Here is a 24,780-nt window from a genome sequence, read left to right as displayed (position 1 = left end):
TTGTGCGAGAGAACAGACTACGGGGATTGTGTATTTATGTTACGGGATGGAATGGGGGTTTCGTTACGGGCCCTTCGGCTTCGCTCAGGGACCGACTCCGCTCCGGGTTTGGTTACTCGCCCTTGGCCTTCTGCACGATCTCCTCGGCGATGGCCTTCGGAACCTCTGCGTAGCTGGCGAACTGCATCGAGTACACCGCACGGCCGGAGGTCCGTGACCGCAGGTCACCGATGTAACCGAACATCTCGGACAGCGGAACATGCGCACGGATCACCTTGACTCCGCTCGCATCCTCCATGGACTGGATCTGACCACGACGCGAGTTGAGGTCGCCTATAACGTCGCCCATGTATTCCTCAGGGGTGCGCACCTCGACATCCATCAACGGCTCGAGCAGAACCGGGTTCGCCTTGCGAGCGGCCTCTTTGTAGGCCATCGATCCGGCGATCTTGAACGCCATCTCCGAGGAGTCGACGTCGTGGTAGGCCCCATCGAGCAGTATCGCCTTGACACCGACCGTGGGGTAGCCGGCGAGAACGCCGACCTGCATGGCATCGCGGATGCCCGAATCCACCGCTGGGATGTATTCGCGCGGAACACGACCGCCGGAGACCTTGTTCTCGAACTCGTACGACTTCTCCGCCGTCACGGCCATCGGCTCGAGCGAGATCTGCACCTTCGCGAACTGACCGGAGCCACCGGTCTGCTTCTTGTGGGTGTAGTCGTATTTCTCGACGATGCGCTTCAGCGTCTCGCGGTAAGCGACCTGCGGCTTGCCGACGTTCGCCTCGACGTTGAACTCCCGCTTCATGCGGTCGACCAGGATGTCCAGGTGAAGCTCGCCCATGCCCTTGATGACGGTCTGGCCGGTTTCCTGGTTCTGCTCGGTGCGGAACGTCGGGTCTTCTTCAGCCAACTTCTGGATGGCTGTACCCAGCTTCTCCTGGTCGGCCTTCGTCTTCGGCTCGATCGCAACTTCGATCACCGGCTCGGGGAATGTCATGGACTCAAGCACCACCTGGTTCGCCGGGTCGCTCAGCGTGTCGCCCGTCGTGGTGTCCTTGAGACCGATCACGGCGTAGATGTGACCGGCGGTGACCGCAGCGACGGGGATCTCCTTGTTGGCGTGCATCTGGAAGATCTTGCCGATGCGCTCCTTCTTGCCCTTGGTCGAGTTGATCACCTGGGCGCCTGAGTCGACGTGACCGGAGTACACGCGAATGTAGATTAGGCGACCGAAGAACGGGTGCACGGCAACCTTGAAGGCGAGCGCAGCGAACGGCTCCGAAGCATCCGCATGACGCAGGATGACCTTCTCCTCGTCACGCACGTCGTGCGCCTCGATCGAGGGCACGTCGAGCGGCGACGGAAGGTAGTCGATGACGGCATCCAGCATCGGCTGCACACCGCGGTTCTTGAACGCGGAACCGCACAGCACCGGGTAGATCTCACTGTTGACGGTGAGCTTGCGGATGGCGCCCTTGATCTCGGCGACCGTCAGATCCTCGCCGGAGAAGTACTTCTCCAGCAGGGCGTCGTCGGTCTCCGCGACTGTCTCGAGCAGCTTGTGACGGTATTCGGCGGCCTTCTCGGCGAGCTCGGCCGGGATCTCGTGCACCTCGTAGTGGGCACCGAGAGTGGTGTCACCCTTGGAGTCTGCTGGCCACAGGAGAGCGCGCATCTCGACCAGGTCGACGACGCCGGTGAACGCGGACTCTGAACCGATCGGCAACTGCAGCACGAGCGGCTTCGCGCCCAGGCGGCTGACGATCGTGCTGACCGTGTAGTAGAAGTCGGCGCCGAGCTTGTCCATCTTGTTGACGAAGCAGATGCGCGGAACGTCGTACTTGTCGGCCTGGCGCCAGACGGTCTCGGACTGGGGCTCAACGCCCTCCTTGCCGTCGAACACTGCGACCGCGCCGTCGAGTACGCGCAGCGAGCGCTCCACCTCGACTGTGAAGTCGACGTGGCCCGGGGTGTCGATGATGTTGATCTGGTTCTTGTTCCAGAAACAGGTCACGGCCGCAGACGTGATGGTGATGCCGCGCTCCTGTTCCTGCTCCATCCAGTCGGTCGTCGATGCCCCGTCGTGGGTTTCGCCGATCTTGTGGTTGACGCCGGTGTAGAACAGGATGCGCTCGGTCGTGGTGGTCTTGCCGGCATCGATGTGCGCCATGATGCCGATATTGCGGACCTTGCTCAGGTCAGTGAGCGCGTCGTGTGCCACTTGGGGATTCCTTACGAAAGATGTTGATGTTCTTCGTTGGTCGAGTAGCGAGGAACGAGCGTATCGAGACCCCCTTAGCTCGGGGGGAAGGTCTCGATACACTCGCTGGCGCTCGTTACTCGACCAACGACGGGATGCTGTGATGCTGTGTTGTTATTACCAGCGGTAGTGTGCGAAGGCCTTGTTCGACTCGGCCATCTTGTGCGTGTCTTCGCGACGCTTGACGGCGGCGCCGAGACCGTTGGACGCGTCCAGGATCTCGTTGGTGAGGCGCTCGGTCATCGTCTTCTCGCGACGAGCCTTTGCATAGCTGGTCAGCCAGCGCAGCGCGAGCGTGTTCGCACGGTGCGGCTTGACCTCGATCGGCACCTGGTAGGTCGAACCACCGACGCGGCGGCTCTTGACCTCAATGGTGGGGCGCACGTTATCGAGCGCCTTCTTGAGCGTGACGATCGCATCCTGGCCGTTCTTGGCAGAGACGCCCTCAAGTGCACCGTAGACGATGCGCTCGGCGAGGCCCTTCTTGCCGTCGAGCAGGATCTTGTTGACCAGCTGGCTGACGATGGGCGCGCCGTAGACGGGGTCAGCGACAACGGGACGCTTCGGGGCGGGACCCTTGCGAGGCATTACTTCTTCTCCATCTTCGCGCCGTAACGGCTGCGAGCCTGCTTGCGGTTCTTGACGGCCTGGGTGTCCAGTGCGCCGCGAACGATCTTGTAGCGAACACCGGGGAGGTCTTTCACACGACCGCCGCGAACGAGCACCATCGAGTGCTCTTGCAGGTTGTGGCCCTCACCGGGAATGTACGCGGTGACCTCGGTGCCGTTGGAGAGCTTGACACGAGCGACCTTGCGCAGAGCCGAGTTCGGCTTCTTGGGCGTGGTCGTGTAAACGCGGGTGCAAACGCCGCGCTGCTGCGGGTTGGACTTCAGGGCAGGCGCCTTGGTCTTCGTGACCTTGGGGGTGCGACCCTTCCGAACCAACTGCTGAATGGTTGGCACTACTTACTCCTTGTAAATGAACTGCACGGTGACAGTGTGTTGCTTGTGTTGCTTGCTTGACCAGGCAGCATCTCAGAATGAATTCTGTTCGCTGGATGGTATGCCGTGGGGGCGACTGATCGCCCAACATGGATCGGTACGTGCCTGCACGCGGTCCGGATCGAACGGATGCGGGGCATCCGGATTTCGGGCACGGAACGAGCGCGCGACAAAGCGCACACCCAAAAAGAATAGCACTTCTGAGCTACTTTGGCTGACCGCCCCCCGCTGGTCGAGTAGCCCGCTCGCGCAGCGAGCAGGCGTATCGAGACCCCCTCCCGTGCGTGCGAACCAGCCCAGTCTCGATACACGGCGCTCGTTCCTCGCGACGTTACTCGACCACCGGTACCCATGCCACCGCTGGTCGAGTAGCCCGCGAGCGCAGCGAGCAGGCGTATCGAGACCCCCTCACGCCGTCGCCGGCTCAACCACCGTCGTCGAGAACGTTGCCCCGGAGTCATCGATCTTCGTGATGGAGCCGGCCACCCGCACCGGAATGGGATCGGTGCTCGACGTGCCGTGCCCTGTGGCGTTGGAGACATCTGCGGTGAACGTGGCGGCGCCGGGTGTCGTCGTTGTCACGCTCCAGCCGCCCGAACGCCACGCCCCGATCTCGATGGTCGGGCGGGGATCAATCGTCCACTTCTCGTTGCTGTACGTGTATGCAGGGTCTTGGCCCGTGGCACCGAACGGGCAGTTCGGTGGCATGAAGGTGGCGGCTGCGGCGCATCCGTCGAGGTAGTTATTGACCGCATCCGTCGCGGCCGCCAGGCCTTGCTGCGTGAGGGTTGCGGTCACCGTCACAGGCCGCGAGCCGGCAGCGCCGAACCCGATCACCGTTGCACTTGCGTCGTTCAGCGTGTACCACTTCGATGCGGTCGTCGCTGCGATCGGATACGTGCCCGGCAGCGCCACAAGCTGCACGGTTGCGCCGGCAGGCGCGGCGATACCGGCGACGGTCAGCGCGGCATCCGGTGGGCCGTTCACGCGGAGGAGAACAGCACCCAGCTGCACGGGCCGCAACTGCCAGGTGGGAAAGAGCAGCAGGTCGGTTCCCGTTTTCTGAAGCGTGAAGGTCTGCTCATAGTGCTGCGCGCCCTGCGTCAGTCGAGCGGTCACGGTTGCGGTATCGCCGTCGGTGGTTGTCGTGCCGATCGTGAAGGTGCTGATGTGGTCGGTGGAGGCGCGGTAGGCGGCATCCGTCAGCAGAAGATCTGCGGATGTCGCGTGCACGCCGCTGAGACGCAGCGCTTCTGATGCGTTCCCGCTTTTCAGCGCGTGCAGGTATGCCGTTACGGGGTGTTCAGGAGAATGCGACGTTGACAGCGCGACCGCGCCGATGATGCCCGCGACGATCATGAGCAACAGGAGTGCGCCGCCGGAGACCAGCCCGACGATGAGCCCGGTGCGCTTCCTTTTCGACGGTTGGGGTTGGGGTTGGAGCTGGGGCTGGGGCTGGGCATACGGCTCGGGGTATGTCTGCCGTTCATATTCCTCAAGCGACATATTTTGCGCCCCAGCCTGTGGCGGCCTCTGCTGGGGTGCGACTTGCTGCTCCACGCCCGGCTGAGTGCCCGGCAGCGGCGCGACGCCACTATCCGACGGATCACTCATTCTGTCCCCTTGCTGTACTGGCGCCGCAAGCCAGCCTACCGGCCCGCAATTGCTGCAGACAGAATGCAGCGCGCAGGCGGCCGTGCGCGCCGGCTGCCGTGCGCGCCGGATTTGAAGGTGATAATCGAGTTATATGGCGACTTCGGCCGAAATCGTCCTTCGAACTCGACTATCTCCTTTGAACCCTCCGCATTTTTGCAGGACCGACGCTGGGCGGGCCCTTCACACAGGGGCAGTTTTCCACAGATCGGCCCGGATACCGGCCCGTGGCTTGCGCCAGCGGGGAGACTGCTGGTCATGGAACAGAAGGAACCACTGCAGAAGTGGTTGGCCAAGCCCGAACGCAAAGGTATCGCACACGCCCACGAGGCTCTGCGTGCCGGTTACACACGCTACGAGTTGCATGCTGCGATTGCGCAAAGGCGAGTAACACGCATTCGCCGGGATTGGTTGGCGCTGTCGACTGTACGAGCAGACCTGCGGGTAACCGCGCGGGCTGGAGGCCGGATCGCGTGCCTCAGCCTTGCGAAACGGTTGAAACTCTGGACCATCGACGACAAGCTTCAACATCTCAGCGTTTCACCGCACTCAACATACAAGGCATCAAAAGGCCAGCGGTTGCATTGGGCCGCGACCTCGTGCCTGTCGGCCGCTACGCCCTGATCGAACCGATCGAGAATGCGCTTGTGCAGATCGCCGATTGCCAACCGTTCGAAAAGGCCTTGGTCGTGTGGGATTCCGCTCTCAATCGCGGCCTCACCTCCGAGGAAGAGCTGGCTCAACTTCCGCTGCGCAGCGAAGCGGCCCGAGCGGTGCGGACAGCAAGCACCTGTTTTTCGGATTCAGGGATCGAGACGCTCCCAGCCAGTCGCCTTGCGCTCATAGGTATTACGGTTCGGCAACAAGTGGTGCTCTGCGGCCACGCGGTCGACGGCCTGATCGGCGAACGACTCGTTTTGCAAATCGACGGATTCGCACATCATTCCTCACCCGAGCAGCGACGCAAGGACATTTCCCAGGACCGGGAACTGGTTCTACGCGGCTACACCGTTCTGCGCTACGACTACAAAGAGATCTTGTTCGAATGGACCCGGGTTGAAAAGGAAATCCTGCTCTCGATCGCCCAAGGCCTTCACCGCGCCTGACCCGGTGCCGCGCCGAGCCGTTATGCCCACGGATTGCAGGAGATAGTCGAGTGTCAAGGACGAATTCGGCGAATTGGCCCTCCGAACTGGACTATCTCCTTGCAACTGAGTGCAAGCCTTGCAACCGAATGCAACCCGGTCATCGAGTGCGACTTTGCTAGGCATCAACCGACCGGTGGATGCTCAGAATCGACCGGTCGGACGCTACCGCCCGCGGGCGTTGGCTGCGATCCTGAGTGCATGACAGCATCCGACCCCGTTGTGAGCGTTCGCGACCTGCGCAAAAACTACGGCAATCTGACCGCACTCGATGGCGTGACCTTCGACATTCAGCGCGGTGAGACCCTTGCGCTGCTCGGCCCGAATGGTGCGGGAAAATCCACGACGATTGAGATTCTCGAGGGTTATCGGGACCGGTCCGGCGGCGAGGCGACCGTGCTCGGCGTCGACCCCCAACACGGCTCGCTCGCCTGGAAGGCGCAGCTCGGCATCGTGCTGCAGTCCACCGGTGAGCCGGGCGATGTGACGGTGCACGAGCAGCTCGCACACTTCGCAGGCTTCTACCCGAACCCGCGCAATGTCGACGAGGTGATCGAATCCATCGGAATGACGCACAAGGCGAAGACCCGCATCCGGGCATTGTCCGGCGGGCAGCGCCGCCGGTTAGACGTCGCCCTCGGCATCATCGGCCACCCGCAACTGCTCTTTCTCGATGAGCCGACCACCGGATTCGACCCCGAGGCGCGTCACGAATTCTGGGGCCTGATCCGTGGGCTCAAGGCAGAAGGAACGACAATCCTGCTGACAACGCACTACCTCGACGAGGCCGCGCAGCTCGGCGACCGCGCCGCGGTCATCGCGGGCGGCAAGCTCGTCGAGATCGGCCCGATCGACGAAATCGGCGGGGCGGATGCGCGCGTGCCCGTCGTGCGCTGGCGCGAAGCATCCGCGTTGCGAGAGGAGCGCACGACGAATCCGGGCGCACTCGTCGCGCAGCTGGTCGCTCGCCTTGGCGGCGAACCGGAAGCGCTCGAGGTGATCCGCCCGAGCCTGGAAGACATCTACCTGCAGATGCTGAACGTAACGGATGCGCCGGCCGCCGACCCTGCCCCCACCCCCGCCCTCGCTGGTCGAGTAGCCCGCGAGCTTTCGGTCCCTGAGCGCAAGCCGAAGGGCGAGCGGACGTATCGAGACCCAGGCACCCACGCGTCATCGGATCTCGAGACGGCCGCAAGCGGCCTCCTCGATCAGCGTCGAACGGAGACACACGCATGAGCACCACAATCGACACCAGGGTGACCGCGCTGCCCGCGGGGCGCGGCATCCGTCTCGGGGTCAGCCGGATCGGCTACGAGGTCAAGACGTACTTTCGTCGCGGCGACACAGTGTTCTTCACCTTCCTGTTCCCCGTTGTGATGCTGTCGATCTTCGCTGTGGCATTCAGTTCGCAGGGCAAGCTCGGCACGAACCCCGACGGTTCGGGCGGCATCACGATCGCGGCCTACTACCTGCCGGGAATGCTCGCCGCCGGTGTGCTGCTCAGCGGCCTGCAGAACCTCGCGGTCGACATCGCCGGCGAGAAGGGCGACGGAACGCTGAAGCGGCTCAGCGGCACTCCCCTGCCGATGATGAGCTATTTCATCGGCAAGTTCGGGCAGGTGCTGATGACCGGCATCATGCAGACGATTCTGCTATTGCTCGTCGCCCGCTTCGCATTCAACGTGGCATTGCCGACGGATGCCGGCAGCTGGCTCACCTTTGCGTGGGTATTCGTGGTTGGGATTGCGGCATCCGCTGTGCTCGGGATCGCTCTCTCCGGCCTACCCAGAACCGGCAAGAGCGCGACGGCGGTGGTCATTCCGATCACACTGATCCTGCAGTTCATCTCCGGCGTTTATCTGCAGTTCACGATGCTGCCGACGTGGTTGCAGAATGTGGCGAGCATCTTTCCGCTGAAGTGGATGGCGCAGGGCATGCGCGCCGTGTTCCTGCCGGCCAGTTTCGCCTCGGCCGAGCAGGGCGGCAGCTGGAACCTCGGCTGGGTCGCGGTCGCGCTGTTCGCCTGGCTCATCATCGGAATCGTGCTTTGCCGTGTGACATTCCGCTGGATCCGCAAGGACACGTGATGCAGCGGATGCCGTGCACGGTGGCCGGGTTCGATGGTCGAGTGGTGCAGCGTATCGAGACTATGAGATCTCGCTGCGGGGTCTCGATACGGCCGCGGGCGGCCTACTCGACCAACAAGGTCGCTACTCGAACCTCAACCTCGCCACTCGACCAACAACCTCCCTACTCGACCAACAACCTCGCTACTCGACCACCAAGGTCTCGGGGCGCGTACCCTCGATAACAGCATCCGCGCACACGTAACACCGCATGAAAGAGCGCACCATGACGCACGACGAAGCGCACACGCAACTCAATGATCAGGCCTGCGATCGCACAGGCGCGGCCCTGCAGGGCGAGTCGACCAGTGCCGTGATCGACATGCACTCGACCAAGTGGTGGGATCTTGCGTTCGGCCTCAGCCTGCCGCTGCTGGCTCTGATGGCGTTGATCAGCTACTCGCCGACCGCCGCCGCTCACTGGGGTGCCAACATCGTTCTCGGCGTCGTCGGCGCCTGCTACCTCGCGTTCGGCCGACGAGCGCTGTCGGCCCCGCCGCTTGCGCTGCCGTTCGTTCTCGTGCTGATTGCGGCTTGTGCGCTGGCGGCCGCGTTCACTCCGTCGCTGGCGACGCTACAGGCGATCGCGATCCCGTACCTGTGGTGCATCATCGACGACACACGCCAGGCGATCGCATACAACATCGTCCTGATCGTCGCGGTCGCCGTCGGGTTCGCGTTCGGCTTCGGCTTCTCGATCGACGCGGTCACGCAGGCCGTGATGATGCAAGGGCTGTCGTTGCTGTTCAGCCTGGCGCTCGGCCTCTGGATCACCCACATCGTGAGCGACAGCGCGCGACGCGGGCATCTCCTGCAAGAATTGCGCTCCGTGCAGAGCGAACTCGCCGCCGCCAACCATGAGGCCGGCGTTGCAAGCGAACGGGAGCGGATTGCCCGCGAGATCCATGACACGATCGCTCAGAGCCTGACCAGCCTGGTCATGCTAGCCCAGCGCGCCCGTGGCGAACTCCCACTTGCCCTCGGGCCTGCCGTGACGCGCGCACTTGAGAGCATCGACCTCATCGAGACGACCGCCCGCGACGCGCTGACCGAGGCACGCTCCCTCGTGGCGGCGCTCGCACCGGTGACCGTCGGCGACTCGAGTCTGGCGGAGGTCATGACCCGCCTCGCCAACCGGTTCGACCGCGAAACGGGAGTGCGGGTGAGCGCGTCGGTGACGGCATCCGCTGTGCCGAGAGAGCTCGAGGTCGTGCTGCTGCGCTGCGCCCAGGAAGGGTTGGCGAATGTGCGAAAGCACGCGCAGGCATCCGAAGCGCGGGTGTGCGTCAGCCAAGACGGCGCTGCGGTGCAGCTGACCGTTCAAGATAACGGATGCGGCATCGCCGACTACTCCCCCGCGTCAGAGACCGGTTTCGGGTTGGGCGGAATGCGCGACCGGGTCGCCCTGGTCGGCGGCAGCCTGGACGTTTCCGGCACCGCCGGCACCGGCACAACCCTGCGCGTGACGATCCCGATGACGGTTGAGCTCGCCGCGTGACCGCTGCGGATGCGGCCGCCCCCGCCGGTCGAGTAGCGAGCGACGAAGGAGCCCCCGTCGCCGGTCGAGTAGCGCCCGACGCAGGAGCACCCCCCGCCGGTCGAGTAGCGAGCGACGAAGGAGCACGCGTATCGAGACCCCCTACTGCCGGTCGAGTAGCGCGCGACGAAGGAGCACGCGTATCGAGACCCGACCCCACCGCACCCATCCGCGTGCTGGTCGCCGACGACCACCCCGTCGTGCGCAGTGGCATTGCCGGGTTGCTCGCGGCCGCGAGCGGGATCACGGTGGTGGGGGAAGCATCCGATGGGGTTGAGGCGGTGGAGCGCGCCCGCGAACTCCAGCCCGATCTCGTGCTGATGGACCTGCGGATGCCCCGCCTCGGCGGCGCCGATGCCACCGCACAGATCACGGCGGCGCTGCCCGGAACGCGGGTGCTCATTCTGACGACATACGAGACGGATGACCTGATCCTCGGCGCGATAGAGGCCGGTGCGAGTGGCTATCTCTTGAAGGCTGCGCCTGCAGAGGAGATCCTGGCGGGCGTGCGCTCGATCGTCGGCGGCCAAACGGTGCTGGCACCGGCGATCGCCGCGAAACTCGTGCAGCGGGTGCGGGCGGCGGATGCTGCGGCCGACGCCGCCGCGGATGCGCGCGGCAGTTCCGGTGGCAGTGCCGCGACCGACGGGCGGCCCCGACTGAGCGCACGCGAGTTGGAGGTGCTGCGGCTGGTCGCCGACGGCCACAGCAATCCGTCGATCGCTCGCGAGCTGTTCATCGGCGAGGCCACGGTGAAGACCCATCTGCTGCACGTGTTCGAGAAGCTCGGGGTGAGCGACCGCACCCGCGCAGTGACCCTGGCCCTGGAGCTCGGCCTGCTGTAGGCGCGCTGGCGGGCGGGCGAGCACCGGGGGCGCGCGGTGCGCCCGTGCCGCGGTGCGCCCGGTGCGCCGGATGTGCCGGGTGCGCCGGGTGCGCCACTTTACTCACCCTGCGCCACTTCAGCTGGCGCACCCCGCACAAAGTGGCGCTGGCTGCGGTTGAGCGTGCGGCGGCGCGAGCATTCACAGCCCGCGCGCATCCACGGGGCAAGCGCGTGCGCGGAAAGTGCGTGCGCGGAAAGCGGGCCCGCGGAAAGTGCATGCGCATTATCGCTGTTTCAAATCCGCCTCACATAAGGGGGATTCGAAATAGCGAAAACGAGCACATCGAACCCGGCGCGGAACGCGCGCCCGCCACGCGTGCGGTGCGCGCCGACGTGTGCAACAGGATCAGAGCGAACCGGACAGGTCGGTAGCCCAGCCCGTCAGCAGGGCGGCGTACGCAGTCGTCAACGACCGATGGTTGGCGGTGATGTCGTTGACAAAGACGGTGAGAGCAGCCTTCGCTGCCACAGTGTTGTTCGCGTTCAGCGCGGTCTGCACGTTCGCCAGATCGGAGGTGAGCCTGGCGGCCACCGATGATGACGTGATGAGGCCGCTGCTCAGGCCGTAACCGACGGCAGCCTGTAAGCCGGTGACCGTTGCACGCACCACGATCGTGAACGTGCTGGTCGACGTGTTGCCGACCGCATCGACGGCGGTGATGACGACGGTATGCGCTCCTGCGGCCAGGTTCTCAACTGAGATCGCCGCCCCATTCGCCCAGTTCGCGCCGTCGATCGTCGCCAGCACGGATGCGACGCCCGAACCGGAATCGGCCGCTCCGAACGTCAGTGTGATCTTCTGCGCGACGTCGTAGAACGTGCCGTTCGATGGCCCGGTGATGGTGTCCGTGATCGCCGCTGGCGTGCGATCGACGACGAACGACCGCGTGATGACCACCGAATTCCCGGCGCGGTCGGTGACGAGCACCGACACGGTGTGCGCGCCATCCGCCCCGATTGGGGTAAGAATGACAGTGCCGGCGTAGCCGACCGGCGTGCTGTACGCGCTGCCGTCGAGCGACACGGAAACCGTCGCGATCCCCGCGGGCGCACCCGCGAACGAGAGGGCGAGCGTCACCGAGGTTCCGGTGACGTAGACGGCGCCGCCGACTGTCTTGCCGGAGACGGTGACCGAACCTGTCGGCGCAGCAACGTCGATCACCACGGTGATCGCAGCCGAGGCGCTCGACTTCGTGCCGTACGCGTCGACGCTCACTGCCGTCACCGTGTAGGTGCCGGTTGCTAGGGTCTGCCCGGTGTAGACCGCCCCGTTGACGTAGACCGTGGTCGACACCGCATCGGGGGCCGCAGTCACAATGAATCGCGGTGCGGCGACGTTGGTGATTCCATCGGATGCGGAGATGCCCGAGTCGTCCGCGCTGTTCAGCGCAACGGTCGGGGCCGCGGGCGGCGCGGTCTTCTTCAGCAGCGACTGCGTGTAGACGGTCGGGTTGCCCGCTGGGTCTGTCTCGGTGACGGTCAGCGTGATTGCTCCGTCGCGCAGCGCCGCGAGCGACCCACTCCAGAAGGTGGTCTTGCCGCTGCCGTTCAACGTCGCAGATCCCGTGATGGTAGTCGTGCCGTCAGTGATCGCGTAGCTGACGAGGGCACCACGCTCTCCGGTGACCGCGATCGACACGCCACCAACCGTGGATGGGGTGATCACCGCACCCACCGGCGTGACAGTCAGCACGGGCGGCACCGAGTCGAGCGTGGCCATCACACTGGTGGCCGTGCTGTTGCCAATGCCGTTGGTGAGGGTGACCGAGACCGTGAACACACCGTCGAGGAGGTGCGACACATCGACCGGGATCATCACCGTTCCGGTGGAGTCGAGGATGTCCATGCCGTTCGCCACGTTGCCGGCGCTGTCGGTGATGACGACGGTCGCGATGGAGCCGGCCTGCCCTTTTACTGTGACCGCGTACGCCGTCTCGGTGGCGAGATTCGCGTACACGGGAACGGTCACGGTGGGCGCGGTCGGCGCCACGCTGCTCTTTCCGAGCATGCTTGTCACCGTGATCGGCGCCTGAGCGGGTGCGGTGACGACCACCGTGAGCGAGATGGCGCCGTCGGCGAATCCGGAGAGGTCGAGCACCACGGTGAACTGACCGGATGCCGCAATCGTTCCGGTTCCGGTCAGCACGGTGGAGCCCTCACGGAACGTGTACGTGAGCGTGGAGCCCGGAATGCCGCTGACGATGAGCGGCACGGCAGTCGCCGTCGACGGTGTGATGCCCGACGGCAGATTCACGCCGGCGCCCGACGGCAGCGACACGATCGGCATGGTCGACGTCGCGCCTATGACTCCGGACGAGGAGCCCATGCCCGAGGAGTTGAAGGGGCGCACGTTGGCGGTCTTCTGCACGTCGACGGAGGTGCCGCCCAGATTGCCGGGCATCTGGTTGAACGGCGACCCGGTCTGCTGGTGCCAGAGCGAGTCGTGCTGCAGCACCAGGCTCAGCTCGCCGAACGGCTCGCCGTTGCGAGAGGCGATGCCCTGGTAGCGGTCGTCATACGGCGCGTAGCGCGTCATGAGCGTCTGGTCGGCGCCGTCGCTCTTGGAGAGCGCGTAGAGGAACTCGGGCAGGAACGGCTGGAGCGTGCGACTCACGGTCGGCATGCCGAACGGTGAGAACGGCACGTAGTAGCTGTTGTGGTTGCCGACCCAGTCAATCAGCCGGTCGCCCACGGTGCCGGCGAACAGGATGTCTTGGCCGGACCCGCCGTACGCAAGCGCCTCCCAGGCCGGCGTGCCCCACACGAAGTTCGACGTGGCTAGGCTGAACGAGCCGTCGGGGTTCTTCACCAGGTTCGGCACCGGTCCGTCGTTTAGGCCGCCGTCGACGAACGTGCTCGCGCGAAGGTCGATCAGGTCGTTGCCGTTGCCGCCGTACACGCGCACCCTGCCCATGCCGGCCACGATGTAGTCGTTGCCGAGGTCGCCGAAGATCGCCTTGTCGCCGGTGGTGGGCATCTGCGGGTCGCCGGTGCCCTGGTACCAGGTGGTGTCGAGCGGCATGCCGGCATCCGTCGGATCGAAGGTGAGGAAGAAGGGCAGGCATCCTGCAGCCGTCGGCGTCTGGCCGGTGGCCCACTTGCACAGCAGCGGGTTCGGCTGGCCGAGCACGAAGTTGTTGCTCACGGTGCTGTTCAGCCACACCTGCCTGCGCACATCGGTCGGGTCGAAGTAGCTCGACTTGCCCGCCATCGCGGCCCGGGCGGCGTTGCCGTTGCCGGCATCGGCTTCTGGGTGCCAGCCCGCCGGGTTGCCCGGGTTGAACGGGTGGTACCAGTCGGTCTCGTACGGCGTGGTGTTGATCGCGGTGCCGGACATGTCGAAGTTGTCAGCGTAACCGAGCTCGGGCGCCTCGGCTCCGGACACCGCAGACTGCCCGGGTCCGGCGTGGATGACGCCGTTGCCCCAGCCGCCGTAGATGATGTTGTGGCCGTAGCGCGGCTGGTAGGCGTCGCAGATCTGGTTGTTCTTGCAACCCACGGAGAAGCTCGGGCTGCCGTTCGCCGCCGGATCCCAGTTGTACGGCCACAGCACCGCGGTGTAGGTCAGAGCACCTGCGACGTTGATCACGGCCTGCTGCACGTTGCCAGGCGTGGTGATGAGCTCGCTGAGTTGGGCCGCCGGAATCGGGGCGATGCCGTACAGCGGCTCGCCGTAGCTGGAGCTGTTGCGGCTGGCGAAGCAGCGCCCGCCACCGCCGATGATGCAGGAGTCGCCACGACCACCGGAAATCCAGTTGTCGGCGTAGCCTGTGATGATCGTGTCGTTCTGGCCGCCGCCGTAGATGACGTCGTTGGCGGGCCCGCCGTAGATGAACGCGTCGCCGGACTCCGCGTGGATCTCGCTGCCGCGCATGAGCGGCTGCCCGTCGACCGTGATCGGCGTGCCGCCGATGTCGCCGACACCGTTGGATGCCTTCGCCCCGGTCACCTGCGGCCCGGGCTGGTTCGCGAGGTCCGGCCCGCCCGGTGTCATGTCGAGCAGGTTCACGGCGCGGGCGATGATGCGCTCGGTCGCCGTGAGGTAACCGTTCACGTCGTAGTTGTAGTTCAGGTAGCCGACCGACATGGCCACGCCGTTGCCGACCCCGTACTGCCCCTTCGTGCCGGTGAGACGGATGATGTCGCCGTTGTTCGCGAGGATGACGTTACTGTCGTGCGCGTGGCCGTTCGGGTTCGTGATGCAGTGGTTCGTCGCATCCAGAACGCCGTCGCCGCAGTCTTCACGGCCGACGTCCAGGCCGGAGCCGCCGAAGATGAGATTCGACCCGCTGGCGCGCTGGCTGGGCAGCGTCAGGCTGAAGAAGTCGGAGTTGCCGCCTATGATGTCGTTCTGGCCACGGTTCGCGAAGATCGTGTTGTTGCCTCGGCCGCCCTCGATGTAGCTCTGGCCGTCGGTCGCCGCGACCGTCGCGGTGACCGTGCACGGCAGCGAGGTGCAGGATGCCGGTGCCGGACTCCCCGTGACCGTGAGCGTGTCGCGACCGGTCGACGCGTCGTGGCTGATCGCGGTGACGACGCCGACGGCGTTGCCGCCCACGTTGAGCGTCTGCCCCACCGCGAACCCGCTGTCAGCCCACCACAAGCCCTGCGCGAGCGTCATCGTGTGGGCGCCGAACGTGATGGCACCGGTCAGCACGTACTGCAGAGCCGCATAGTCGTCGACCGACGGGTTGATCAGCAGGTTGTTCCCCGCATCCCGGCAGGCGCCCACCCGGTTGCCGAGATAGAAGCCGCGGAACGAGCACGTCGCAGCCCCGCCGAACACACTGCCGATCGGCGGCGAGCCGTTCGACACGGTCGGGTACCCGGTCAGCGAATCGGGTGCGGTGATGTCGATCGAGCCGTGCGCCTGGATGATGTTGTCGTTCGACTCGCCGAAGATCATGGCAGACCCGGAACCGCCCGCGATGTAGTCGGCGCCCTTCAACTCCGAATCGCGCAGCGCTGCAGGCCGTGTGGTGTCGGTGGCCGGAACAGAAAGCAGGATGCCGCCGCTGCCGGAGAGGAAGTCGCCCCACCACGCGTGCCCGGTCGGGTCGTTCTGCGCGACGCCGTTGGTCAGGCTGTTCGTGAGCGATCCGGGCGTCGTGCTGTAGATCTGCGTACCGGTCAGGTCTTGGAAGCGCAGGTTCGTGTAGTTGAACAAGTGCGATCCGCGGCTCAGCGCGACGCTGCCCGCGATGATCAGGTTGCGCCCCGGCCCGCCTTGGATGTCGTTGTTGCCGTCGCCGCCCACGATCACGTTGTCGCCGCCGGACGCGTAGATGCGGTTGTCGCCGTGGTTGGCCGGCTGGTCACTGGTGGCGGCGAGGATGTCGCGGGTCGTCTGGATCTTCTCCACCCGCGCGTCACCCCACGGCGTGGCGCCGCTCGGCGCGCAGTACTGGTTCAGCGACGTCGTGCCGGTCGGCCGGCAGTATCCCTGCGCCGGTCCGATCGTGAACAGGACGGCGGTTCCGGATGCCGCGCCGATCGTTCCGCGCGACAGCGTCGCCCTCGTGCCGTAGCCGTTCGGGCCGTCGGAACTCACGGCCGTGATGATCGTGCCCGACGAGAGGAGCGTGCCTGCGACATCCGTGATGGCGAGCCCCACGTCGGACGGGCGGAAGCAGTTCGCCGTGCTGGCACTGGTGCAGACGACCGTGATGGTGGCGACGCCGTTCTGTGCCGGCGGAACCGCGGAGTTCGAGACGATCGCACCGGTCACCGTGCGCGACGTGTTCGGAATGACGCCGACGATTGCCTCCTGGGTGTCCTGGGTGACCACGCCGAACGCGCCGAAGATGAGGTTGTTGTAGTCACCGTAGCGGTCCGTCGTTGTCGCACCGGGAACATCTCCGTAGATGAGGTTGTCGCCGGCGACGAGCGGGTCGGCATCCTGGTAGGTGCTGGTGTTCACGGTCGGGAAGGTGACCGTGCGCGCGACGAGATCGGTGTTCACGCCGTTCGCACCGAGGATGATGTTGTCGCCGCGCTGCCCATAGATCGTGTTGTCGCCCGAGCCGCCCGCGATGACGTCGCCGGCCTGGCTGCCGTAGATGGTGTCGTCACCCGCGCCGCCGTAGATGGTGAGGCCGATCGAGGGCACCTGGCCTTCCGGCACGTTCGCGAACAGGGCGCTCGCGTCGATGATGTTGTTGCCCGCGTGCCTGAACGCGTTCGCGACCGGGAACACGAACTGCGGCGTGCCGACGCCGACCTGGTTCGGGAACGGCTTGGAGCCGAACACCCGGCTGGTCTGGGTGACCGGGTCGCCCGAGTACCAGATGCCGTCTTGCGACGTACTGCCGTAGACCACGAGCGGCGACGGTGCGTAGCCGACCACAGTCGACCCGCCGCCGCCCCAGACCGTGATCTGCGGCCCGGTGAAAGTGAGCGTGAGAGCGGTCACGGCCGTGATCGTCCAGGCTGCCAGGCCACCGATCTGGAGCACCATGCCCACGACGTAGCCGTCGGTGATCCAGGATCCGCCGGTGCGGGTGAGCGTCTGCGCACTGCCCGAGGTGCCGAGCGTGAACATGCCGGTAAGCGTCGGCGGGGTCGCACCCGGGCCGGGGCCACCGCCGCCCGTGATGGTGAACACGTTGCCGCCGTAACGCACCGGGTTGTTCGACGCGGACGCCACCGCGATCGTCGCCGTGCACGTGCCGCCGAGATCGCACGCCAGGGCATCCGGTGCTGCGGAGAGCTGCAGGATGTCGTCGGTCGGCCCTGCAAAACCGGTGACGGTGCCGATTACGACGCCGTCGATCGTGACGATGTCGCCCACGTGGAACCCTGCCTCACGCCACGACCGCATGTCGGTGCGGATGATCGTGGTGCCGACCAGGTGAATGCGCGTGGTGACGTGCACGGCCGGGTCGAAGATCGCGACGGTGCCGCTCACCGCGCCGCCGGCTGACGGGCCGTGGCCCACGAACGTGAGCGTGGCGCCCGAGACGCCGGTGATCGTGCCGATCGGCACGCCGTTCCACATCAGCTCCTTACCGACCGCGAATTGGTCCGTCGCCCACGCCGTGCCATCGAGGCGGGTGATGGTCGTGGCGGTGATCGCGAACGTTCCGGTGATGGTCAACGGCTCGGCGCCGCCGCCGTTGAGTGCCGTGATGCCGCCATGCACGAACGTGGTGCCCGGCGTGCCGTCTTCGTTCGTGAACCGGCCGCCGGTGAGCGTGCCGGTCACCGTCAGCGTGTCGTTGCCCTGGCCCTGCAGGATGTTCAGCACCTGGACGGTGGACAGCGACGCGTTGGTGAGGATGTCGCCGGTCACCGGATCGACGGTGATCGACCCGAAGCTGATGCCGCTCGGGAATTTCGCCGGCTCGCCGAACGTCGGATGCGTCGGGTCGCCCGGCAGGTACCCCTTGTGGTGGGTGAAGTCGACGCCCGGACCCATGCCGAACCCACTCAGGGCCGTGCCGCTGAGGCTCCCCGTCTGGTTCTGCTGCGATCCGTCGTCGAAGATGTTCAGCACGTTGACCTGCTGGGCCTCCGGCGGCTGCACGCCGATGCCGAACGGCAGCGAGTTGCCCTCCATCGGCAGCATGACCGGCAGGTTCAGTGCCGCGTGGTTGTTCTGCGTCGGCCCGCCCTCGACCGACAGCGGGCCGCGGATGCCGGACAGCAGGTGCGGCATCTTCGGGAAGCTCAGCAGCGACGCGTTGCCCGCCGGCACGTTGTACTTCGGGTCGGCGTTCAGCGGCACGATGACCGGCTGGTTCCAGTTGCCGGGCGTGAAGGTGATCTGCGCTGCGTATTCGGTGAGGGTCGTCGTGTAGGTTCCGGCTGCACCCAGCGCGCCGGCGAGCGCTGTCGGGTCGGTCACCGTGAGCACGTCGACCCTCGACGACGTCGTGCCCGTCAGCGCCTGGATCTTCAGCAGGGTGCCGCCGATCTCGAACAGTTGCCCCTCGAGGAACCCGTCGTCGAGCCAGCTGGAGTGGTCGGCACGGGTGAGGGTGCCAAGCACCGGGTCGAACACGACCGCTCCGGTGAAGAGGCCGTGCTTCGCTGTGCCGATCGCGCCGAGGGTGATGCGGCCGCCGATGACGGCATCCGTCTGCCCGTCGGTGACGATCGCGATCGTGACGTTCGACGACGGCTGCTTGGTGAGCCGCACGCTGAAGCTCGAGCCCGGCCCGGCCGTGGTGCACGCGGTGTCTGCGCACTTGGTGACGACCATGTTGTCGGGGGCCTGCACGATGGCGTTCGCCGTGCTGTCCGCGTAGACGAGCACGTTCCACGGTGTGGAGCTGTTGTCGATGCCCGTGTAGGCCGGGTCGGCGGTGCTGGTGACCGTTGCGGTGATGTACGAGTTGTGCGGGTCGGCGATGCTGTACCAGGGGGCGGCATCCTCGCGCACGATGACCGGTGTCGACCAGTCGCCGACGCCGAACGTGATCGTGTACACGCCCTCATGGATGCCATCTGGCTCCTTGACCACATGGAACCGCGGGTCGGTGCTCGACAGCCAGATGCGCGGGTCGCCGGCCGCGGTGACTGTCACGACGACGGTGCCGGTCGGCGCCGCGGCCAGCACGACCGACGAGTATCCGGAGATACCGGTGGCCGTCTTGCCCGTCGCGGCCGAGCCGCTGGGCGGGGTGACGCTGCCACCGAGCACGACGTTGCTGGCGTTGCGGTCGGGGAGGGCGAACACGACGGATGCCGCGGTGCCGGTCGCGGGCGCCGACAGCGTGGCCGACGTGCCGTCTGCGGCGACCGCGATGATCGTCGCACCGGTCGGCAGCACGTTGCCCAGGTCTGCCTCCACCACGGTGCGCCCGATGTCGCCCTGGTTGAACCCTGCGCTCGCCGAGGTCAGCGTCGTCGATCCTGAGGTCGTGACGCCGTCGCGGAACTGGATGGCGGAGGTCAGCCTGCTCGGCAGCGTGAACGCGATGCCCGTGCCGGCGGCGACTGCGGCCGACAGGGTGACGTTCGTCGCGCTGTTCACGGCGATGATCACCGTGTTGGCCGGGATGTTCGCGCCGCCGAGTTGCGCGATCGGCTGCCCGATGTCGTTCAGTGTGAAGTGCGCGCCCGCTGAGGTGAACGTCGACGTGCCGTTGCCGACCCCGTCGGTGAACCGCGGCGTGACGGCGGCGGTCGTCGTGTTGTCGTTGCCGAGGTTCGTCACGAGGATGCCGGGGCTTCCCGGGTCGATCTTCGTCACCTCGACATTGCGCACCGTCGCGTTCGCGTAGAACGGGTCGATGCTGAGCACGCTGTGGCTGACCTCGTACGTGCGGATGCCGTCGTTCAGCGCGTCATTGATGGCGCCGACCCAGACCACCTGAGGCGTCTGCCAGTTGCCGGGAGTGAACACGAGCACGAGCGAGCGCTGCGGCAGGTCGGTGGGCATGGCATCCATGATGACGTGCTGGTAGAAATCGCTGTCGGCCGTGGTCGTGCCCGCGTTCGGCACTGTGCCGAGCGGTGCGGTGGCGAGCAGGATCGAGTCGCCCTGCGGGGTGCCCTCGCGGTTCGGCCGGATGTCTGGCTCCGCGTTGATCGCGATGTATACGGTCGAGGTGGGCGCCTGCGCGAGCCGCACGGTGTACGAGTCGATCGTGCCGATCGGTGGCCTCGACGGCGAGTTGTTCTGCGTCTCCTTCACGACCGTGCCGCCGGCGTGCTCTGTGACGATGACCGCGCCCTGCGACCCTTGCGCGACGCTGAGCGAGACTCCGGGTATGACGAGGTCTTTGTAGAACTGGTCGCTCGTGATGACGGCGAGGTTGACAGTGCCGCTCGTGCCGTTGATATCACGCGAGTAGACGTTGCCGCTCACGTCGCCCGCGACGTTGATCTGGTTGCTGCCCAGGCCGCCGATCACCCGAACGGCGACGCCCGGCGGGGTGGAGAGCACGTCGATCACGTCGTCGCCCTCGAGCGCGTCGACCTCGATCACCTGGATGTTCTTGAAGGTGACCGACATGCCGGCGCCGAAGATGCCGTGGTCTGTGACGACGATGTGGTCGGCAAACTCGGTGCCCAGGATGATCAGCTTGTTGAAGCCGGTTCCGCCGTCCACCGAGACCGGCGCGTTCATGTTGTATTCGACCTGGTTGTTGCCTGCGCCGGTGCGCACGTCCGTCTGCGCGGCGGTGGAGTAGCCGTTGGTCGTGATCGGGATCGGGATGCACGCGGGAGCCTCGATGGTCGTGCAGCCGCCTGGGAGGATGATGTTGCCCGCAGCATCCGTCTGCGCCAGGGCGAAGCCCCGCACGATGAACAGGTTGTTGCCGCCGTTGCCCTCTAAGTGCAGTACGGCGTGGTTCGAGTACACCGTGAAGGTGTTGTTGCCGGTGCCGCCCTGCGCGACCAGCGGGGAACTCGTGCCGCGGGAGAGCCAGCCGCGGGTGGTGGCGACGGTGGCCACGTCGAAGATGTTCTCGGCTGCCAGGTTGCCGGAAGCCCCGTAAGCGGGCTGCGTCGGGGTGCCGGAGGGGATCGCGGATGCCGTGCGGCGCTCACCGTAGAGCTGTCCGATTTGGAACTGGTTGTCGCCGGAGCCGCCGTCGAGGTAGGTCGGGGCTGCGTTGTCGTCGACGGCGAAGTAGTTGTTGCCGCCGAGTGAGTAGACGTGCAGTCCGCCGTTGATTGCGGAGTCGTAGTTGATGCGTTCGACGCCGTACGCCCCTGTTGTGCCGGTGGTGGTTGTGCCGCCGAGGTTCGCCTGCGTGTTCGCGAGGGTCGAGTGCAGCAGTGCGACGAAGCCGGAGCCGGCGGAGTACGGGTCGCCTGAGGCGGGGGTGGCGCCGGTGCCTTGGTACAGCGGCGGCCGCGCCGCGGTTTCGCCGATGATCCCGGCCGGTGTGCCGCGCAGGAGGAAGATGTCGTTGGTGGCGTACTCGTTGTTGGTCGACGGGTTGATGCCGGTCGAGTCTGGTGCGCCTGCTGTGTAGGTGTCGTAGCCGTAGATATTGAGGGTGTCGGTGCCGTCGGCCGGGTCGTGCGAGCCGAGCACGTTAATCTCGTAGTTGTTGCTGGTGAACTGGCTTCCGCTCGTGAAGATCGAGTAGACGTTGCTGCCGGACTGGCCGTCGAGGGTGAGCGTTGCGCCGCGCGCAACATCCTGCCCGAGCGGGATCATCGTCTGCAGCCGGTTCACGACGAACGAATCGACGCAGAAGTTCGGGGGGCCGTTGCAGGTGGGTGCATACACGCCCGCCTGGGTCGGCGTGCCGTCGCCGTAGGCGCGCGTCTGACCGACGAGGATCGTGCGATCGAAGATGAACGTGTCAGCCTCGTTCGCGCCGAACAGCCGGGTGAGCCCGCCGACCCCGTTGGCGATACCGCCCGGAAGCCCGCCCGCGGCGGACTGACCGCTGCGCAGAACGATGACAGTGCCGTCGCCGATGGTCGGGTCCGGCTTGCTGGTGTCCAGCGCGGAAACGTCGCAGACACCGGACGCAGCGCCGTGGCAGTCGCCGTAGATGTCGATGTTGCCGGTCAGCGTCTTCGGCAGGTTCGGGTCGGTGGCGCCGGTGCCGGCATCCGCTGCCATCGTCGTCGCAATGATCACGCTCGATGGGTCGGTGACGATGTCGTCGGCCGAGCGCAGCGTCACGTTGCCGTTCTCAGCCTCGATGAGCCCCTGCGCAACAGTCTGCGGGGCGTTCTCGACAACCAGCGTCGAGCCTGAGTGCAGGAGCAGGATGTCGTTGCCCTCCGCCCCGGTCTCCGTGCTCGTGAGCCGCACGTTTGTCGGCGCGGCAACGTTGCCCGGGTTCTCGCCCGCGTGGGCGAGCAGCACGTTGAACGGTCCCTCCACCTGAGTGAGGTAGATGCTGCCGTCGGCCTGAGCTGCAACGTCGCAAGTTGCGGTGACCGCGCGCTGCGCATCCGTCGCGTTCTGGTAGTTCGCGCCCTGGTAGAGCAGGGTGTAGGTGCTGAGGCAGCTGCTGCCCTTGGCCGAGTCGAGCTTGAGGTCGTTGCCGCCGCTCGGGTCGCCGAGGCTGCCGTACCGGGCCAGCAGGTCGATGGTGTTGCCGATGATGTTGGCGCTGGTTCCGCCTGTGCCCGCGTTGTGCCCGTCGGTGATCGACCCGTGGAAGTTCGTCAGCGAGATGTCGGCGCACGTGGTCGCGCTCGAACCGTAGCAGGTGGTGACGGTGTCGACGTGCAGGTCGCCGGTGGTCTGCGAGACGCGGATGACGCCGGGTGCGCTCGCGTTCAGCACGCCGAACCGGTCGATCGACGATTGGATCTCCACGAAGTTGCTGTTCTGCCCGATTGTGCCGTTCTGTGCGGTCATCGTGATGTTGACACCCACCACTTCAGGCGTCGTCGCGGCCGGGCTGTGGCCGGGCAGCGGCGGGTTGGTCGATGGCTGCGGCGCATCGTAGATGGATCCGGGCGCGGTGAGCGTCACGTCGTCGTCGGTGGAGCGGATGAGTCCCGCGCGCAGATCGCCGGTCTGCTCGGTGAGCGTGATGAACCCGTTGGTATCGGCGTTCACCGTGCCGTACATGCCCGACCCGGAGTTGGTGCCCGAGGCGGGCTGCTCGATCTGCACGAGGCCGACGATGTTGATCCTGGTCGCCGCCGCGCCGTCGTTCGCGGCGAACACGTCGATCAGGCCGTTGTTGCCGTTGGAGCCGGCATCCAGCAGGCTGAAGTCGTACGTCGACGCGGTCGGGCCGCCGCCCGTGGCGAAGGCGCCGGGCTCGAGCAACGGGTGGCCCGAGCCGCATCCATCGGGGTAGAAGCAGTACCCGCCGTCCGGCTGGTAGAAGCTCACGTACAGTCCGCTCGGCGGGGTCGAGGAGGTGACCTGGATGCCCGGCACGGTGCCGACCGCGGTCTGGTACTGCGTGGCCTGCAGCCGCACCCAGATGCTGTCGCCCGCGACGAGATGGTCAATCGGGATGACGTAGGCCGGAGTCTGCGGGTTCGCGATCGCGGGGTCGCGCAGGAGCGTCTGCAGGTCGAGGTACTGGCTGGTGCCCGAGTTCGCGGTGATGTCGAGGTTGTGGCCCGCCCACTGCACGAGGTCGACGTTGAGGTACGTGCCGCTCGCGCCGATGGAGGTGCCCGCCACGAGGTGCAGGATGTTGGTCCGGATGAGCGAAGTATGCAGCGTGCTCGGCGGTGGGACCAGCGCAGCGTCGTATGAGCTGTTGCCGCCGCGCACCGACGACGACGAGATCGAGCCTGTGCTGGAGATGTCGGTCTCGCCGATCGGGTTCTCGATGTGGCCGTTGACGAGCAGGTCGGGCCGCACCGTCGTGTCGGTGTTGGAGATCGTCACGAGCGTCGGATCGACGTGGCGCACGATCGCGAACTTCGCCGATACCGAACCGCCCGCCTGCAGCCACACCGTCGGCGTGCCGACGTTGAGCACATTGATGTCGTCGATCACGAGCCGCAGCGTCGACTGGTTGACGATCGTCACCGACTGCCAGTTGTCGCGATACCAGAACGTGCCCCAGTAGTGGGTGGCCGGGGCGGGACCGCCGTTCGCCGTGCTTGCGATCGCGCCGCTCGACGAGGTCATGTAGACGTTCGCCGTGTCATGGTTGATGAGGTCGTTCACCTCGATCGGGCCTGACAGAGGTGTCCCCGGGGCGGGGTTCTGGATGCCGTTCACCATGATATTCGTCGCGGTGAGCACCTGCCCGTTGGGCGCAATGATCAGCGTCGGGCTCGGGCCCTCGTACAAAACCGCGTCCGCGTTCCAGTCGACGCTGCGCGTCGGGACGCTGTCGCTGTCACCGCTGGTCTTCTCCGCTTGGACATACAGCGCGACGCTGGGCTTCGGCGGAACGGCGAGCAGCCACGGCTTGTTCGCACCGTTCGGGTCATACGCGGGGTCGTTCGTGGTGACGCCGAAGACGTTGCGAGTGCCGGCGGTGACGGTGGCCCCGGTCTGCGCCGCAGCGATCTCGCTCAAGGCGAAGCCGTTCGAGCCGTTGTTGTGCGATGGCCCGATGCACCAGCACTGGGCGTCGTCGTCCTGCGAGCGCGTGTTGTCGGTGTGGATGGCGCGCAGGTCGAGGCCACTCACCCCGGATACCCAGGTGAGCTCCGACGGCGATGCCGGCGACCCGTCGATCAGAGCCGAGTCGATGCTCTCCAGGTGCGAATCGGCTTCGGCCGTCGCGAACCCGGCGAAGGCAATGAAGATCGAGCGCGAGT

At 66.1% G+C, this 24,780-nt stretch carries 10 protein-coding genes (1 of these 10 only partly in view); 5 read left to right on the top strand and 5 right to left on the bottom strand.

The window, feature by feature from the left end:
- Positions 1–112 precede the first annotated feature (112 nt).
- From fusA to QU604_RS03875, 4 genes are all read right to left on the bottom strand, one after another.
- A complete protein-coding gene (gene fusA / locus QU604_RS03890) occupies positions 113–2,227 on the bottom strand; it encodes an elongation factor G (RefSeq protein WP_308467482.1) in 2,115 nt (704 codons plus the stop codon).
- Positions 2,228–2,383: 156 nt separating this feature from the next.
- Positions 2,384–2,854 (bottom strand): 30S ribosomal protein S7, encoded by a 471-nt coding sequence (gene rpsG, locus QU604_RS03885; protein ID WP_308467481.1) that lies wholly within the window; start codon positions 2,852–2,854, stop codon positions 2,384–2,386.
- Complete coding sequence (rpsL, locus tag QU604_RS03880) at positions 2,854–3,228, bottom strand: 30S ribosomal protein S12 (protein ID WP_055913929.1); 375 nt, start codon at positions 3,226–3,228, stop codon at positions 2,854–2,856. Before rpsL ends, rpsG begins: the two co-directional genes overlap by 1 nt.
- A gap of 447 nt (positions 3,229–3,675) precedes the next feature.
- Positions 3,676–4,881 carry a hypothetical protein gene (locus QU604_RS03875; RefSeq protein ID WP_308467480.1) on the bottom strand — a complete coding sequence of 402 codons (1,206 nt, stop codon included), beginning with the start codon at positions 4,879–4,881 and terminating at the stop codon, positions 3,676–3,678.
- Between the two features lie 623 nt (positions 4,882–5,504).
- On the opposite strand from QU604_RS03875, the gene QU604_RS03870 reads away from it, so the two are divergent.
- The 5 genes from QU604_RS03870 to QU604_RS03850 all read left to right on the top strand — a co-directional run bounded on the left by QU604_RS03870 (position 5,505) and on the right by QU604_RS03850 (position 10,573).
- Positions 5,505–6,026, top strand: coding sequence for an endonuclease domain-containing protein (locus QU604_RS03870; protein WP_308467479.1), 522 nt, complete (start codon positions 5,505–5,507; stop codon positions 6,024–6,026).
- Positions 6,027–6,266: 240 nt separating this feature from the next.
- Positions 6,267–7,301, top strand: coding sequence for an ABC transporter ATP-binding protein (locus QU604_RS03865; protein ID WP_308467478.1), 1,035 nt, complete (start codon positions 6,267–6,269; stop codon positions 7,299–7,301).
- Positions 7,298–8,152, top strand: coding sequence for an ABC transporter permease (locus QU604_RS03860; protein ID WP_308467477.1), 855 nt, complete (start codon positions 7,298–7,300; stop codon positions 8,150–8,152). The genes QU604_RS03865 and QU604_RS03860 overlap by 4 nt, the downstream gene beginning before the upstream one ends.
- A 265-nt stretch (positions 8,153–8,417) precedes the next feature.
- Positions 8,418–9,689 carry a sensor histidine kinase gene (locus QU604_RS03855; protein WP_308467476.1) on the top strand — a complete coding sequence of 424 codons (1,272 nt, stop codon included), beginning with the start codon at positions 8,418–8,420 and terminating at the stop codon, positions 9,687–9,689.
- A 206-nt stretch (positions 9,690–9,895) separates the two neighbouring features.
- A complete protein-coding gene (locus QU604_RS03850) occupies positions 9,896–10,573 on the top strand; it encodes a response regulator transcription factor (RefSeq protein WP_308468838.1) in 678 nt (225 codons plus the stop codon).
- Positions 10,574–10,960: 387 nt separating this feature from the next.
- On the opposite strand, the gene QU604_RS03845 is transcribed toward QU604_RS03850, so the two are convergent.
- Positions 10,961–24,780 carry the 3' portion of an Ig-like domain-containing protein gene (locus QU604_RS03845; RefSeq protein WP_308467475.1) on the bottom strand. 16,474 nt of this gene lie beyond the right edge of the window, so only the last 13,820 of its 30,294 coding nucleotides appear in the window; the start codon falls outside the window, past its right edge; its stop codon occupies positions 10,961–10,963.

The organism is Rathayibacter sp. SW19 (assembly GCF_030866825.1).
Taxonomy (GTDB): Bacteria; Actinomycetota; Actinomycetes; order Actinomycetales; family Microbacteriaceae; genus Rathayibacter_A; species Rathayibacter_A soli.
The sequence above is the reverse complement of the archived record's forward strand: the minus strand, read 5'-3'. Positions and strand labels throughout refer to the sequence as shown.

Bases quoted from the DNA above. Each gene is read 5' to 3' on its own strand.
- rpsG (WP_308467481.1), bottom strand. From the start codon at position 2,854: ATGCCTCGCAAGGGTCCCGCCCCGAAGCGTCCCGTTGTCGCTGACCCC.
- QU604_RS03875 (WP_308467480.1), bottom strand. From the start codon at position 4,881: ATGAGTGATCCGTCGGATAGTGGCGTCGCGCCGCTGCCGGGCACTCAG.
- QU604_RS03865 (WP_308467478.1), top strand. From the start codon at position 6,267: ATGACAGCATCCGACCCCGTTGTGAGCGTTCGCGACCTGCGCAAAAAC.
- QU604_RS03860 (WP_308467477.1), top strand. From the start codon at position 7,298: ATGAGCACCACAATCGACACCAGGGTGACCGCGCTGCCCGCGGGGCGC.
- QU604_RS03855 (WP_308467476.1), top strand. From the start codon at position 8,418: ATGACGCACGACGAAGCGCACACGCAACTCAATGATCAGGCCTGCGAT.